Annotated in this window: 13 protein-coding genes and 1 pseudogene; 4 read left to right on the top strand and 10 right to left on the bottom strand. The window is 73.0% G+C overall.

The genetic code is table 11. The features are described 5' to 3' along the window. Positions 1-4 precede the first annotated feature (4 nt). The 6 genes from HD597_RS22975 to HD597_RS22950 all read right to left on the bottom strand — a co-directional run bounded on the left by HD597_RS22975 (position 5) and on the right by HD597_RS22950 (position 7,021). On the bottom strand, positions 5-1,246 hold the full coding sequence (locus tag HD597_RS22975; protein ID WP_253744743.1) for an ROK family transcriptional regulator: 1,242 nt from the start codon (positions 1,244-1,246) through the stop codon (positions 5-7). Positions 1,247-1,389: 143 nt separating this feature from the next. Continuing rightward, positions 1,390-1,824 (bottom strand): hypothetical protein, encoded by a 435-nt coding sequence (locus tag HD597_RS22970; RefSeq protein ID WP_253744742.1) that lies wholly within the window; start codon positions 1,822-1,824, stop codon positions 1,390-1,392. Between the two features lie 135 nt (positions 1,825-1,959). After that, positions 1,960-3,417, bottom strand: a complete 1,458-nt coding sequence (locus HD597_RS22965) for an MFS transporter (RefSeq protein WP_253744741.1) — start codon at positions 3,415-3,417, stop codon at positions 1,960-1,962. A 71-nt stretch (positions 3,418-3,488) separates the two neighbouring features. Next, positions 3,489-3,977 (bottom strand): MarR family winged helix-turn-helix transcriptional regulator, encoded by a 489-nt coding sequence (locus HD597_RS22960; protein WP_253744740.1) that lies wholly within the window; start codon positions 3,975-3,977, stop codon positions 3,489-3,491. Between the two features lie 292 nt (positions 3,978-4,269). Next, on the bottom strand, positions 4,270-6,318 hold the full coding sequence (locus HD597_RS22955) for an ATP-binding protein (RefSeq protein ID WP_253744739.1): 2,049 nt from the start codon (positions 6,316-6,318) through the stop codon (positions 4,270-4,272). 295 nt (positions 6,319-6,613) lie between these two features. After that, on the bottom strand, positions 6,614-7,021 hold the full coding sequence (locus tag HD597_RS22950) for a Dabb family protein (protein ID WP_253744738.1): 408 nt from the start codon (positions 7,019-7,021) through the stop codon (positions 6,614-6,616). Positions 7,022-7,161: 140 nt separating this feature from the next. Here HD597_RS22950 and HD597_RS22945 point away from each other — a divergent pair, with 140 nt between their 5' ends. Together HD597_RS22945 and HD597_RS22940 are read left to right on the top strand one after the other, a co-directional pair. Further along, positions 7,162-7,842 carry a TetR/AcrR family transcriptional regulator gene (locus tag HD597_RS22945; protein ID WP_253744737.1) on the top strand — a complete coding sequence of 227 codons (681 nt, stop codon included), beginning with the start codon at positions 7,162-7,164 and terminating at the stop codon, positions 7,840-7,842. A 111-nt stretch (positions 7,843-7,953) separates the two neighbouring features. After that, the gene (locus tag HD597_RS22940) at positions 7,954-8,847 is read left to right on the top strand and encodes an MFS transporter (RefSeq protein WP_308210684.1); all 894 of its coding nucleotides are present in this window, start codon (positions 7,954-7,956) and stop codon (positions 8,845-8,847) included. A gap of 62 nt (positions 8,848-8,909) precedes the next feature. Here the strand turns inward: HD597_RS22940 and HD597_RS22935 are convergent, their stop codons facing one another. After that, complete coding sequence (locus tag HD597_RS22935; RefSeq protein WP_253744735.1) at positions 8,910-9,245, bottom strand: hypothetical protein; 336 nt, start codon at positions 9,243-9,245, stop codon at positions 8,910-8,912. Between the two features lie 599 nt (positions 9,246-9,844). Between HD597_RS22935 and HD597_RS22930 the strand changes: the two genes are divergently transcribed. Together HD597_RS22930 and HD597_RS22925 are read left to right on the top strand one after the other, a co-directional pair. Beyond that, complete coding sequence (locus HD597_RS22930; protein ID WP_253744734.1) at positions 9,845-11,293, top strand: MFS transporter; 1,449 nt, start codon at positions 9,845-9,847, stop codon at positions 11,291-11,293. Then, positions 11,290-12,120 (top strand): ChbG/HpnK family deacetylase, encoded by an 831-nt coding sequence (locus HD597_RS22925; RefSeq protein ID WP_253744733.1) that lies wholly within the window; start codon positions 11,290-11,292, stop codon positions 12,118-12,120. Before HD597_RS22930 ends, HD597_RS22925 begins: the two co-directional genes overlap by 4 nt. Before the next feature lie 9 nt (positions 12,121-12,129). Here HD597_RS22925 and HD597_RS65920 read toward each other — a convergent pair whose 3' ends face one another. The 3 genes and pseudogenes from HD597_RS65920 to HD597_RS22915 form a co-directional block, all read right to left on the bottom strand. Then, positions 12,130-12,366 (bottom strand): aldo/keto reductase, encoded by a 237-nt coding sequence (locus HD597_RS65920; protein ID WP_308210682.1) that lies wholly within the window; start codon positions 12,364-12,366, stop codon positions 12,130-12,132. 70 nt (positions 12,367-12,436) lie between these two features. Further along, a pseudogene (locus tag HD597_RS65915) lies at positions 12,437-12,592 on the bottom strand (aldo/keto reductase); the annotation flags it as partial. 282 nt (positions 12,593-12,874) lie between these two features. After that, positions 12,875-13,885, bottom strand: coding sequence for a 3-oxoacyl-ACP synthase III family protein (locus HD597_RS22915; protein ID WP_253744732.1), 1,011 nt, complete (start codon positions 13,883-13,885; stop codon positions 12,875-12,877). Positions 13,886-13,891 lie beyond the last annotated feature (6 nt).

Raw genomic sequence — 13,891 nt, 5'->3', positions numbered from 1 at the left:
GCGTTCACGAGCCGGCTCCGATCAGGCGGGCGCGGACCAGGCGGCCCTGCTCGCCCGCCGCTCCCGCGGAGTCGAACGGGGTGGCCAGCACGAGGGCCGCCGCGCCCTGCGCCCAGCTCGTGTCGTCCCAGCTCTCCACCTCGACCGAGATGTCGCGCCGCCCCGGGTACAGCTGCGCGCGCAGGGCCGGCTCGAAGCCGGTCCGCCACAGCGGCCAGTCGGCCGTGCCCTCGCCCAGCACCACCACGACCTCCGGGTCCACCACGTTGATCAGCCCCGCCGTGGCGCGGCCCAGGATCGCCCCGGCCTCGGCGAACACCTCCCGCGCCGCCGCGTCACCGCCCGCCGCGGCCCGGCCGAGCCCGGCCACCGCGCCGAGCGGATCCCGCGCCTCCGCCTGCGCCGCGTCCGTGCCCGGCGCGTGGGGGAGGGCGTACCGGGCGCGGGCGGTGGCCAGCAGCCCGGCCGAGCCGACGAACGCCTCCAGGCACCCCCGGGCGCCGCACCCGCAGGGCGGCCCGCCGGGATCCACCTGGAGGTGGCCGAACTCGCCCGCGCCGCCCCGCGCCCCCCGGTAGACCCGGCCGCCGGCGACGATCGCCGCGCCGACGCCGCGACCGATGGTCAGGACGAGGAAGTCGCTGTGCGTACGCCCCCGGCCGTACAGCCGCTCGGCCGCGGCCAGCGCGTTCACGTCGTTCTCGACCAGGACGGGCAGGTTGAGCCGGCGGCGCAGCCGCTCGCCCACCGGCATGGCCTGCCAGCCGAGCGTGGGCGCGTTGACGGTGCCGACGGCCTGGTCGTCCACGCTGCCCGGCACCCCGACCCCGACGCCCAGCAGCGGTGGCACCCCGGGGATCTCGCGGACCACGGACTCCACCGCGTCCGCCAGGTGCTCCAGCGCGTCGGGCGCCGCCGGGTCGTGAGGTCGTTCCCAGGAGCCGAGCACCTCGCCGTCGAGCCGTGCGTCCACCAGCACCAGGTGGTCGGCCGTCACCTTCACCCCGAGCGCCCGGCCGGCGCTGCCCACCAGCCCCAGCCGCTGGGCAGGACGGCCGCCGCGTGACGGCTTCAGGTCGAGCTCCTCCAGCATGCCGTGCCCGATGAGCTCCTTGGTGAGCTGCGTGACGGTGGCGGGGCTGAGGTCGAGCTCGCGGGCTATCTCGCTGCGGCTCAGCGGGCCGACCGTCCCGAGGAGGGCGAGGATGGCCGTCCTGGTGAGGTCGCCGCGGTCCGTGCCTGCCATGTAAGAGGACTTTCTTTAGGAATAAAGTTAGTGGTGAAGATACTGTGGCGTGGTCCCCCTCCTGTCAAGAGTCCGAAACCTTCCTGAAACCGAAGTGCCGGCGTGGTGGCACCACGCCGGCCGATGAGCCCGGGATCGACGGCTCAGAACGCGTTCACGCTGTCGACCCAGAGCTCCTGGTTCAGCGTGAGCAGGTAGAACTCGACACGAATCTGTTTCGGGGCGCCGCCGGTGACGTCCATCGTGCAGGTCACGAACCGCCACTCCGGGGTGGCCGTGAACCGGGCCGACACCGAGCGGCCGGCGCCGAGGTCCCAGAGCGCGAGCGACCCCCGCACCGGGGTCTGGGAGCCGGATCTGACCCAGGCGAAGCAGGAGACGCTCGCGGGCGGCCCGGCGGCGGTGAAGTCCTGGGCGACGGAGCCCTCCTGCTGGCTCGTGCTCATGACGAGAACGGCGCCGCCGGATCTGGCGTCGCCCGTGCCCCAGATCTTGGCCTTGACGGAGCCCGCCTGGTTCATCCGCGTCCAGGGTGCGAGGTCGGGAGCTTCGAAGCTTGGATTGCGCAGGTACGACACGTTCCTCCTCCTTGCCATCGCGGCTACGGCAAGGACAGGGTGCGGCAAGGGGCGGCTGCGCGCATCCGGGAAGGACTCCGGGGAAACCCTGGGCCCGGCGCGCCAGTGGCGTGCCGGGCCTGTGGAAACGGGGGTTCAGGAGGTCGCGGAGGTCTCCAGCGACGGCGAGTCCGCGCCGGCCGGGAGGTCACCGCCGCCGGCGGGCCTGCGCAGGACGGCGAGCGCCACCACGAACGCCGCCAGCAGCAGCCCGGCGGAGATGGCGAACGCGAGCCGGTACCCGCTGGTGAGCGCGGCGGCCTCGCCCGCCCCGGCCGCCAGCAGCTCGCCGGTGCGCGAGGCGGCCATCGTGGACAGCACCGCCACGCCGATGGCCATGCCCACCTGCTGCGTGGTGTTGAACAGGCCGGAGGCCAGGCCCGCGTCGCTGTCCCTGGCGCCGGACATGCCCAGGGTGGCCAGCGCGGGCAGCACCAGCCCGCCGCCCGAGATCAGCACCATGGGCGGGAGCAGGTGGGTGAGGTAACCGGCGTCCACCGTGACCCGGGTGAGCAGCAGCATCGCCGCCACGAGCAGCACCAGGCCGGCGATCAGCACCGTACGGGCGCCGAAGCGGGCGCTGAGCCGGGCGGAGACGAACAGCGAGATCGTGCCGATGCCCACCGCGGCGGGCAGCATGGCCAGGCCGGTCTCCAGGGCGCCGTACCCCAGGACCCGCTGCATGTAGAGCGCGACGAGCACCTGGAAGGCGAACATCCCGGACAGGCTCAGCATCTGGGCGAGGTTCGCGCCGGCGACGTTGCGCGAGCGGAGGATCCGCAGCGGCATCAGCGGGGCCTTCGCGGTGGCCTGGCGTGCCACGAAGGCGCCGAGCAGGGCGAGCGAGAGCGCGCCGAGCCCCAGGGTGTGGGCGGCGAGCCAGCCGTACTCCTCGACCTTGACGATCGTGTAGATGCCCAGCATCAGCCCGGAGGTCACCAGCAGGGCGCCGAGGACGTCGGCGCCGGCGGACAGGCCGGCTCCGCGGTCCGCGGGCAGCGCCGGCAGCGCGAGCAGCATCGTGACCAGCCCGATCGGCACGTTGATGAAGAAGATCCACGGCCAGCTCAGCCCGTCGGTGAGCACGCCGCCCACGACCTGGCCGATCGACGCGCCGGCCGCCCCGGTGAAGCTGAAGATCGCGATCGCCTTGCCGCGCTCCGCCGGGTCCGTGAACAGCGTCACCAGGATGCCCAGCACCACGGCCGAGGCCAGCGCGCTGCCCACACCCTGGAGGAACCGGGCGGCGATCAGCAGGCTCGCGTCGGTGGCCGCGCCCGCCAGCACGGAGGCGGCGGTGAAGACCGCGTTCCCGGCCAGGAACATCGCCCGCCGCCCGATCAGGTCGCCCAGCCGGCCCGCCAGGAGCAGCAATCCGCCGAAGGGGATCAGGTACGCGTTGACGATCCAGCTCAGCCCGGCGGCCGAGAAGTCAAGATCGCGCTGGATGGCCGGCATCGCCACGGTCACGATGCTGCCGTCCAGGATCGTCATCAGTCCCGTCGCGGACAGCACGCCCAGGGCGGTCCAGCGCGAGTTGAGCACATTCGACATGGTCTCTCCCGTCTCAGGTCGACAGGAGAGACCGTAGCAGATAGTTCCGTAATAGACGATCCCTGTCGGAACTACTTCGCACGTTCCCGTGCCCTGCGGGCCTGCTGCGGGCCCTCGGCCGGGGTCGCGAGATGCCCGCTCACCAGCCGGTTCAGGGCGCGGACCAGCACCTCGCGCTCGTCGTCCGGCAGCGTCCCGAGCGCCGCCCGGTGCACGTCGTCGACGACCTCCTGGCTGCGCCTGGCGATCTCGGCGCCCGCCTCGGTGACCGCGATGATCCGGGCCCTCCGGTCGGTGCTGGACGGGCGGCGCTCGGCGTAGCCCGCCTGCTCCAGGGCGTCCACGGTCACCACCATCGTGGTCTTGTCCATGTCGCCCAGCTCGGCGAGCTGGATCTGGGTGCGTTCCTCCTCCAGGGCGTGCACCAGCACGCAGTGCATGCGGGCCGTCAGCCCGATCTCGGCCAGTGCGGCCGCCATCTGGGTGCGCAGCACGTGGCTGGTGTGGTCGAGGAGGAAGGACAGGTCTGTTTCGGTACGTGCGGGAGCCATCGCTGTCATGCCTGCCAGTCTACCCAGATCATCCCGCCACAGATTATCTGCGAGTGAACGATCGACGTGGCGGCCAGGCGAGGACGGCCGGCAGGTGCAGCTCCGTTTCCGACCGGCCCGCCCGGGCGAGCGCGTCGGACGGGCTCCCGGCCGGCGTCATCACAGCCGCACGATCGCGAACGTGCCGGCGGGGCCGATCCACGCCAGGCAGAGCCGGCCGATCGGCTCGCCCGCCTCAGCACCAGTGACCGTCCGACAGTCCATTCGCTGCCCATTTCCCGCCGGCCCCGCGTCGCGCCGTTCACGACGTGTCGGCGCCGTAGAGCTCGCGGTGCCACAGGTCGGCGCAGACGCGTTCGACGCCGGCCGTCAGGTGGCGGCGGTAGGTGGTGAACGGCAGGCCGAGCTGCTCCGCGGCCAGCTCCTGGGTGGGCGTGCCGTGCAGGAACGTGACGGACAGTGCCCGGTGGAACTTGACCGAGCGCGGGTCCTCGCGCAGGCCGTCGATCGCCCGGCGGAGCAGGTCGCCCAGCGCCGTGCCCGGGTCCTGCCCGGCCCGATCGGCGATCAGCCGGGTGCGCGTGAGCGGGGAGGCGGCCAGCGCGCTCGGCCGCGACAGCTGGCGTAACGCTCCGCGGACCGCCTCCGCGAACTGCGCCTGGGACAACACCGCCAGCTCCGCGGCGGCGGCGCCCGGGCCGTCGGCGGAGCCGTGGAGGAGCAGGCGGTTCATCCGCTCCAGCCACGCCTGCGCCGGAACCGCGCGCCAGTCGTGCACGAAGAGGGTGTGGGCGTCGTCGTCCACTTGTGGCGGCCCGGGGATGAGGTGCATCCCGTAACGTTCGAGGTGCTGCACCCAAGCGTGGTTCGGCCGCCGGATCGCGATGTATGACCATGCCATGCGTTCGGTGCGCAGACAGTTGCCGATCATCCGCCACTGGATCAGATCCAGCACCGGCGAATCGCCGCAATACTGCGGCAGCACCCAGAAGCGGCTGACCGCCAGGTGCTCGCCGGCGCGCAACGGCGTGGTGGCCCGCGCGTGCGCCCACGCCGCGGCCACCACGGGATCGGCCGCCACCTCCTGCTCGTCCAGCTTCTCCAGGCGTAGCCAGGCCGAGAAGCCCACGAGCTCGCCGGTCTCGGTCCGCCGGTACAGCCGGAACGCCTCCGGCTGCCGTCCGGCCCAGAAGGCGGCGCGGTGCGCGGAGGCCGTGCCCTCGGCCGCCGTGGCCACCCGGACCAGTGCGCCGACGTCCTCCGGCCTGAACAACTCCTCCTGGAACTCGCCCTCGTCGCGGCAGCGGTCGAAATCGGTCAGCGCCCCGTTGTCCCGATGCAGGTAGAGCAGCGCCGCCACCGCGCCGAGCACGTCCGCCTCACCCGCCGTACGCACCTTCTCCGCCAGATACGCGTAGATACGGTCGTGCATCACCGCGTACCCCTCGGGATCCCGCCAGCGCAGATCCGCCTCCAGCAACTCGCGCACCACATCATGCGGGAACAACCCGAGACTGCTCGACTCCACGAACGGCAACCGCCGCAACCACCGGAACAACCTCGCGGCCTCCTGCGGCAACGCCGCCCGCAGCAACGCCTCCGTCGTCATGTGCGCATGCGCGCAGATCTCCAGGGCATGCTGGTGCGCCGCCGACGGCAGCTCACCCACCAGCTGATCCAGCAACGTGGCCACCACATCCTGATCCGGCACCCACCGCCGGCAGGCCCTGCCGTCCTTCACCGCCACCGCCGCCCCCAGCAGCAACGCCAGCGGATGACCGCCGGCGAACGCCAGCAACGGCTCGCGCATCTCGGCCGGCACCCCGCACGAGTCCAGCAGGGCCTGCGCATCAGCGGCCGGCAGGTCCCGCAACGCCAGCACCTCCAGCGCTCCCGCCCACCCCGGATCGGCCTGCCAGCGCATGTCCGGCGGGTACTGCCCGGCGATCACCACCAGCGCCCCCACGGGCACCCGCGGCAGGAACCGCTCCCGCAGCCACCCCTCCAACCCCTGGACGCGTTCGAAATTGTCGACCAGCAGCACCGCGCCCGCCTCCTCCAGCGCCGGCCCGGCCTCGGCCCCGAACGCCGCCGGCGACGGCTCCAGCGTCCGCCCGTCCACCACCGACACCGGCCTGCCCGCCACCACGGCCTCATGCCCGAGCCGCCGCAACAGAGCCGATTTGCCGATGCCGCCCGGACCGTGTACGTACAACACACTGGCGCCGCCGCCGAACAGCGCCGCCCTGAAAACCGCGACCTCTTCCTCCCGGCCCACGAACGCCAGCTCACGCGCCGCCTCCAGGCGCGATCCCAGCAATTCCGACTGGTTGTCAATCCCCGATGACATATCCCCGATCCCTCTCCGAACACCCGGCTGATACTGCTGGTGAGCGCGCTCCCGGGCGCGCCGGCCGGATTCTCGGTGAACCATCGACAGGTTCGGTCGGCCAGAAATCAACAGGACACACCATGGCGCATCGCCAGGATGTCCTTCTCACCCTATGAAAGGGCGATAAGTCGTGACGATACCGCCCGCTGCCTGCCCCAGGTATAGCAGGCTGTACATTCGCCTTGTTTGCATCGCATAAAACGAAATATCGCCTCTTTTAATGCGCGGATCGTTCATCTGATGATTTCGGGATTCAGTCGGTGGGGACGCCGCTGCCTTCGTAGGAGCCGAGGCCCTCGACGAGGCCGAGCAGTTCGGGGTGGTCGGCGAAGCGGTCGCGGTGCACCTGGGCGATCTTGTCGCCGATCTCGGGGTCGGGGTCGTCGGTGAGGTCCTGAGAGATCATGCCGGCCGCCAGCGGCAGGCCGATCGCGTCGATCCGGCGGTGCAGCGGGTCGTACATGTAGGTGCGGTAGGCGTCGATGTCCTTGAGTGCGTACATGGCGCCGTAGTGGAACTCGCCGCCGAAGTCTCGGCCGACCACGAAGAACTCGACGGCGTCGAGCCTGTCGCCGAGTGCGCGCATCAGGTCGAGCGCGTGCTGGACCTGGTCCTCCGGGGCGTCGGGCTTCAGGGCGATGCGGACCTGGTGGTAGATCATGGTGGTTCTCCTCTTCCATCCCTGATGCAACGATCTGTTGCTTTAACAGCCTAGCCCTTAACGCAACCGATTGTTGGCTTTATTTCGCTTAACGCACCCGGAAGTTGTGTCTAGGATCGGCGCCGCCCTAACCTGGCCGTATGGCAGGAGCCCCCGCGGACGACGTCCAGCACCTGCGCGGCGACGCCGCCACGGTCCGGCCGGGCGGCCGGACCGCGCGCGTGCGCGAAGCCGTCATCGACGCCACCATCGCGGAGCTGACCGAGGTCGGCTACGCCGCGCTGCGCGTCGACGCGGTGGCCGAGCGCGCGGGCGTCAACAAGACGACGGTCTACCGCCGCTGGGGCAACAAGGCCGGCCTGGTGTCCACCGCCCTCATCGAGCGCCGCGGCCGGCTGGTGCCGCCCGCCGACACCGGCACCCTGCGCGGGGATCTCATCGAGCTGCTCAAGGAGATCCGGCTCGGCCTCGACGTCCCCTGGGTCGCCGTGCTGCACCGCGAAGCCGGCCCGCGCGGCGCCGCCAACGCCGACCTGTACGAGCTCCTCGACAGGTTCTGGCCGGCCAGGTTCAAGGTCTCAGGAGTCATCTTCGAGCGCGCGGTCGAACGCGGCGAACTGCCCGCCGACACCGATCCCGGCTTCCTGCTGGAGATGATCTCCGGGCCGCTCTACTTCCACTGGCTCATGCTCGGTCACCCCCTGGACGACGACTTCCTGGAGCGCATGGCCGACTTCATGCTCCACGGCGCCCGGGCCCGGCCACCGGAGAGCGAGGCCCCGTCACCGCGTACGAGCCGTAGCCGCCCGCTGAGCACGTAGAGCCACTCGTCGCCTTCGCGACGCCGCGGCTCGGGCTCGGCCGGCCCCGCCGCGCCAGGGGAGGAGCGGCGGCGTCAGCCGTCCGCGTACGCGCCCGCCTTCCCGTAGCGGGTGCTTCTTGCCGGATCGGCAAGTTTTCGTGTGCCCGCGCCCGGAGGTGACGCACACTCCCACCCGTGCGGCGCCGGACATCTGCCGGCGCGCGGCCACGGCCAGAGAGGACGCTACGGTGAGCACCCATCACCTTCGGAACGCGGCCCCCGATCCGGGCACAGACCGGGTCGTCCCGCCCGCGAACGGCGACGACCCACCCTCCGCGCAGCGGCTGCGCCACGCCGCGGTCATCGTGCCCTGGTCCTCATCGAACGCCGCCACGCCGCCCCCGTCGTGCTGCTGGAGTTCTTCACGCGGATGCGCGGCGCCGCCCCGCTGCTGGCCATGATGCTGATCCCGGCGGGCCAGGCCGGTCTGCTGTACTTCACCGCGCTGTTCACCCAGAACGTGCTGGGCTTCACCCCGCTCCAGACCGGGCTGTCCGTGCTGCCCTTCAGCGCCGCGCTGCTCGCCGCGAACCTGCTGACCGGCCGCCTGGTGCCGCGCCACGGGGAGCGGATCGTCGGCTCCGCAGGGATGTCGGCCCTGCTGGCCGGATCGTGGTGGATGTCGCGGATCGACGCCGCCGACACCTTCGCCGCCGGCCTGCTCGGGCCGTTCGTCCTGCTCGGCCTCGGCGCGGGCCTGACCATCGCGCCGCTCACCGCCGTCATCATGCACCAGGCGCCGCCCGCCCACCTCGGCGCCGCGTCCAGCCTCAACCAGGGCATGCAGCAGCTCGGCGGCGCGCTCGGCCTGGCGGGGATGACCACCGTGTACGGCGGCGCGAGCACCGGCGAGGCGGCGTCCATCGCCACCGCCCTCACCACCGGCACCGTCTTCCCCCTGCTCGCCCTGACCCTCTTCGCCACCTGGGCCCGCCCCACCACGCCCGGCGGAGCCCCACGATGAGCGGCCTCACGACCTGCGGGGGCGGATGGCGCCGCCCCCTACGGTGATCGCGGCCGGGGCGGTCAGCCTCCTGTGGCCGGCCGGGATTGGCGGACGGCGGCCTCCACCAGGCACGCCAGTCGCATCCCGCTCCGAATGACCCCGAACGCCCGGGCGCGGAACCCGTCGGGGAGCACCTGGGGGAACAGCCCGTCGAGCGGCAGGTGGACCGAGCCCGCGACCCCCGTGGCGAGGATCGGCAGCGCCACCACCGCGGCGGGCGGGTCGGCCAGGGCGGGCAGCGGCAGCAGTGGGACGGTGAGGAGCATCGGCCGGACGAGCCGCGGCCGGGTGCGCGGCGGGACCAGCCGGCCGAGCACGAGCCCGTCCAGGGCGACCCCGACGGGGTAGGCGGCCATCAGCAGGCCGCTCGTGCCCGCCCGTCCGGCCCGCCCGTCCGGCCCGCCCGTCCGGCCCGCCCGTCCGGCCCGCCCGTCCGGCCCGCCCGTCCGGCCCGCCCGTCCGGCCCGCCAGCCGGCGAAGCCGGGGCCCGGCGCCGTGCACCCGCTCCAGCTTGGCCGGCTCCTCCAGCACCCGCCGTCCCGGCGTGGCCGGGATCGCCTCCGTCCCGGCCTCGAACCCGTGCTCGGCCTCGGCCGGCGTGACGAAGCCGGGAAGGGACGGCGCCCTGGGCTGCAGCGGGGCCGGCAGCGAGCGGACCATCCGGCCCCGCCCCCGGTCACCGCCAGCCGGTCCCGCACCTCGCGGATCCATCACGCGTGCGCCCAGCGGCCCGGACGTTCCTGAAGCCGGTGCCCCCCGTTCTCCAACGGCCGGGAACGCGCCCGCGTCCTAGGGACGATCACGGAAAGAACAGGTAACGAAAGCGGCTCCGCGGACGCTGACCGGCCGCTCCCATGGAACGGCGACCGGCCGCCGGACGATCAAGCCAATGGGGGAATCCCTGCCGTGAGCCTGCGACGTACGGCACCGGCGCCCCCGCAAGGAAGGTGATCGCGTGTCCCAGCCTGTTACGGTTCCCGGCCCGGGCCGGACGCCCGCGTGGCGCTACGCCATCGGGATGTTCGGCACCTCGATCCCGATCAACATGATCAAGGGGTCGATGATCCTCTACTACGTCGACATCCTCGGGCTCGACGTGCGCGCCTACGGCGCGGTCATGGTGATCTACGCGGTCATCGACGCCCTGGACAACCCGCTGCTCGGCCACCTGTCCGACCGCACCCGCACCCGCTTCGGCCGCCGCCGGCCGTGGCTGCTCGTCGGCGCGCCGATGCTGGCGGCCTGCATGATCGCGTTCTTCTCCGCGCCGGCCTCGCTGGAGGGCATGGGCCTCGTGCTCTGGTTCGCGGTGTTCGCGATCCTGTGCGAGGCTTTCGACTCGATGCTCAACGCGAACTACGGCGCGCTGCTGCCCGAGCTGTACCCGCGCGAGCGCGACCGCGCGGTCGCCAACAGCCTGCGGCAGGGCTTCCAGCTCGTGGCGCTGGTCATCTCGCTCGCGGTCACGCCGCTGCTAACGACGAGCGTGTTCGGCACCGAGGAGTCCACCGAGGGCTTCCGGACCACCGCGATCGTCTACGGCGCGATCGCGGTCGCCGTGATCGTGTTCATGGCGCTCAGCGCGCGGGAGAGGCCGCGCTACTCGACCAGCGAGCGGCCCCGGCTGCTGGCCAGCATCTGGTCGATCGTGCGCAACCCGATGTTCTGGACGGTGGGCCTCACGGGCGCCTGCTACGGCATCGCCATGGCGCTCGTGCTGTCGGGCATCCAGCTCTACGTGCGCTACTCGCTCGGCCTGCCGGTCGGTGACGCGCTCTACCTCCAGGGCGTGGTCATCCTCGTCTCGGCGGCCGGCCTCGCGGTGTGGACGCGCGTCGTGGCCCGCCGCGGCGCCCTGTGGACGTGGCGGCTCGCGTTCGCCGTCCTCGCGATCAGCTTCGCCGTCCTGTTCCTCGCCACCGACCTGGTCACCGCGATCGCCGCCGGGGTGCTCGTCGGGGCCGGGTGGTCGGGCATGCTCGCGACCAACGACCTCATCGTCGCGCGGGTGCTGGACGCCGACGCGACCCGCAACGGGGAGCACCGGGAAGGGCTCTTCCTGTCCGCCTTCGGGTTCTTCTCCCGGCTCAACGGGATCGTGACCGGGCTCGCGCTCACCTCGCTCGGCGTGTTCTTCGGCTACAACTCGGGGGCCGATCCCGGCGCCGACCCCGGCCTGGCGTTCCGGGTGTACCTGTGCGTGTACCCGTTCGTGCTGACGGCGATCGGCGCGGTCGCGGCGCGGTTCGTCTCGGTGCCGATCGAGACGCCGCCCGAGGCGGGCGAGCCTGCCTCGCCACCGCCTCCCGGCCCCGGCGGCGAGCCGGTCGCGCCGCCTCCCGGTTCCGGAGGCGAGCCGGTCGCGCCGCAGACCGGCGACAGCGGCTCGGAGGGGCCCCGATGAGCCGGCGCGTCGTGATCACGGCCGACGATCTCGGCAGGGAGCCGGGCACGACGGACGTCATCGTCGCGCTGCTCGCCGAGGGACAGGTGTCCGCGACGACGCTCATCTGCGTCTCGCCGGAGGCGGAGCGGGCCGCGCGGCGGGTGGCGGCGACCGGCGTCGTGCCGCGCCTGCACGTGACGCTCACCAGCGAGCGCGGGCTGCCGCGCTGGCGTCCGCTCGGCGGCGCGGCCGGCCTCGCCGACCCGGACGGGACGCTCAGCGACGACCCGTTCGTGCTCGGCGCCCGCGGCGAGGCCGGGGACGTCATCGGCGAGGCGGACGCGCAACTGCGGTGGATGCGCGAGCGCGGCCTGGCGCCCGTGGCCGCCGACTCCCACTCCGGCACCTTGTACGGCCTGCACGGCAGATCCTGGCTGGCCGAGACGCTCGCCTGGTGCGCCCGTCACGGCCTGGCCTTCCGGCTGCCCCGCGACCCGGAGCCGTACTTCGGCGGCCCCCTCCCGCCGCCCCTCGCCGCGGCCCACGAACGCGCCGTCGCCCACGCCGACGCGCTCGGCGTCGCCATCCCTCAGACGATCGCGACCAACCGCCGCACCGCCCGCGAGCTCGGCGGCTACGAGCGGCTGCGGGACGACTACCTGCGCCGGCTCGCCGCCCTTCCCGAGGGCACCAGCGAGCTGTTCCTGCACCCGTCCGGCGAGGACGCGGTCACGGGGCCCGACGGCGTCGTGCGGGTCTGGGAGGCGCGGCTGCTGCGCGACCCCGTGTGGCACAAGGCCCTCGACAGCGAGGGCGTCGAGGTCGCCGGCGGCTGGTGGGCCTGACCTGCGCCGCTACCCGAGCTCCGAGAGCTCCGCGAGATCGGCGGGGGACAGCTCCAGCGTGCCCGCCGCGACGTTCTCCTCCAGGTGGACAGGCGAGCCGGTGCCGGGGATGAGCAGGATGTTCGGCGATCGGGCCAGCAGCCAGGCCAGGGCCACCTGCGGCACCGTCGCGCCGTGCCGGGCGGCGACGGCGTCCAGGCGCGCGGCCGTGAGCGGCTGGAAGCCGCCGACCGGGAAGAACGGCACGTAGGCGATCCCCGGCCCGGGCGCAGGCGTCGACCAGCGGGTCGTCCTCGCGCCGCGTCAGGTTGTAGAGGTTCTGCACGCAGGCGATCGGCGCGAGCTTCCTGGCCTCGGCGAACTCGGCGGCCGTGACGTTGGAGACGCCCAGGTGGCGGATCAGGCCCTCCTCGCGCAGCGCGAGCAGCGTCTCCAGGGGCGCGACCGGCGAGCTCCCGTCGAGGGCGCCCATCCGCAGGTTCACCACGTCGAGGCGGTCCACGCCGAGCGAGCGCAGGTTCGCCCCGAGCTCCACGGCCCGCCGCAGGACCGCCAGGGCGGTGTCGCGGCCGGGCCGGTCGCCCCTCGGCCAGCCGGTCAGCTTCATCGCGCCGTAGCCGATCCTCGCGACGCTCAGCTCGCCGCCCAGCGCCCATCGTCCGGTTGTCACGATCACTCACTCTGGGGGCTCGCGGGGTGCGCCCTGGGCTGCCCGCTCCGGCCACCGCCACCGCCGTGCCCGCCCCGCACGCTGTCACCAGCGCAGCAGCACAGTCCCCGAGCTGAGCCCGCTGGCCACGCCCACCAGGGCGACGAGGTCGCCCCGCCGCAGCCGCCCCGCCCGCTCGGCCTGGTGCAGCTGCATCGGCAACGTGGAGGCGGCGAGGTTGCCGTGCTCGGCGATCGTCACCTCGGCCCTGTCCCTGGGCAGCTCGATCAGCTCGCACAGCCAGTGCAGCGCCGCCAGCGACGGCTGGTGCGCGCACACCACGGCCATGTCCTCCCAGCCGAGCCCGCGCTCGGCCAGCGGCTGCCGCAGCACGCTCAGGTCCAGCTTCTGCACCCCGATGGCCAGTGCGATGGGGTCGATGGCGAAGTCGCCGGCGCGGAAACCACCGGAGTCGTCCCGGACGAACGGCATGATCGAGGACTCCCAGTACGCGGAGTTCGCCCCGAACCGGTGCCCGAGCACCCCAGGAGTGCCGCTGGACTCCAGCAGCAGTGCCGAGCCCGAGTCGGACACCGTGTAGGACGGGATCGCCGGCTCGAAGTCCTCCTGCGACTCCACGCGCCACCGGATGCCGGTGGTGACGACCTCGCCGCAGACGACCAGGACCGTACGGTGGTGACCGGCCGTGATGAGCGCGTCGGCCAGGTGGATCGCCCGCAGGACGCTGTTGCAGGCGTCCCGCACGTCGAAGACCGGGCACCCGGCCCCCAGCTTGCTCGCGACCATGTGCCCCGTCGCGGGCTCGACGGCGTCGCCGGACACGCCCGCGTAGATGATCAGGTCGATCGACGGCGGCGTGTGCCCGGTCTGCCGCAGCAGCTCGCGGGCCGCCGCCACCGCCAGATCCGACGCCATGCACTCCGGCGGGGCGACGTGCCGCCTCCGCACGCCGCTCTGCCGCTCGATCAGGCCGCGCGGCACGCGGATCCCGGGGTTGCGCTCGGCCAGCAGGTCTTCCAGCTGCGGCGTCGTCAGGCCGCCGTCCGGCACGTGAACCGCCACCCCCGCCACCCGGGAGTACCGTGACCGGCTCATGCCGGC

This window comes from Nonomuraea thailandensis (assembly GCF_024172165.1).
Taxonomy (GTDB): Bacteria; Actinomycetota; Actinomycetes; order Streptosporangiales; family Streptosporangiaceae; genus Nonomuraea; species Nonomuraea thailandensis.
Note: the sequence above shows the minus strand (reverse complement) of the source record. Positions and strands in the feature narration are given on the sequence as shown.

Bases quoted from the DNA above. Each gene is read 5' to 3' on its own strand.
- HD597_RS22965 (WP_253744741.1), bottom strand. From the start codon at position 3,417: ATGTCGAATGTGCTCAACTCGCGCTGGACCGCCCTGGGCGTGCTGTCC.
- HD597_RS22955 (WP_253744739.1), bottom strand. From the start codon at position 6,318: ATGTCATCGGGGATTGACAACCAGTCGGAATTGCTGGGATCGCGCCTG.
- HD597_RS22975 (WP_253744743.1), bottom strand. From the start codon at position 1,246: ATGGCAGGCACGGACCGCGGCGACCTCACCAGGACGGCCATCCTCGCC.
- HD597_RS22925 (WP_253744733.1), top strand. From the start codon at position 11,290: ATGAGCCGGCGCGTCGTGATCACGGCCGACGATCTCGGCAGGGAGCCG.
- HD597_RS22945 (WP_253744737.1), top strand. From the start codon at position 7,162: ATGGCAGGAGCCCCCGCGGACGACGTCCAGCACCTGCGCGGCGACGCC.
- HD597_RS22960 (WP_253744740.1), bottom strand. From the start codon at position 3,977: ATGACAGCGATGGCTCCCGCACGTACCGAAACAGACCTGTCCTTCCTC.
- HD597_RS22950 (WP_253744738.1), bottom strand. From the start codon at position 7,021: ATGATCTACCACCAGGTCCGCATCGCCCTGAAGCCCGACGCCCCGGAG.
- HD597_RS22915 (WP_253744732.1), bottom strand. From the start codon at position 13,885: ATGAGCCGGTCACGGTACTCCCGGGTGGCGGGGGTGGCGGTTCACGTG.
- HD597_RS22935 (WP_253744735.1), bottom strand. From the start codon at position 9,245: ATGGCCGCCTACCCCGTCGGGGTCGCCCTGGACGGGCTCGTGCTCGGC.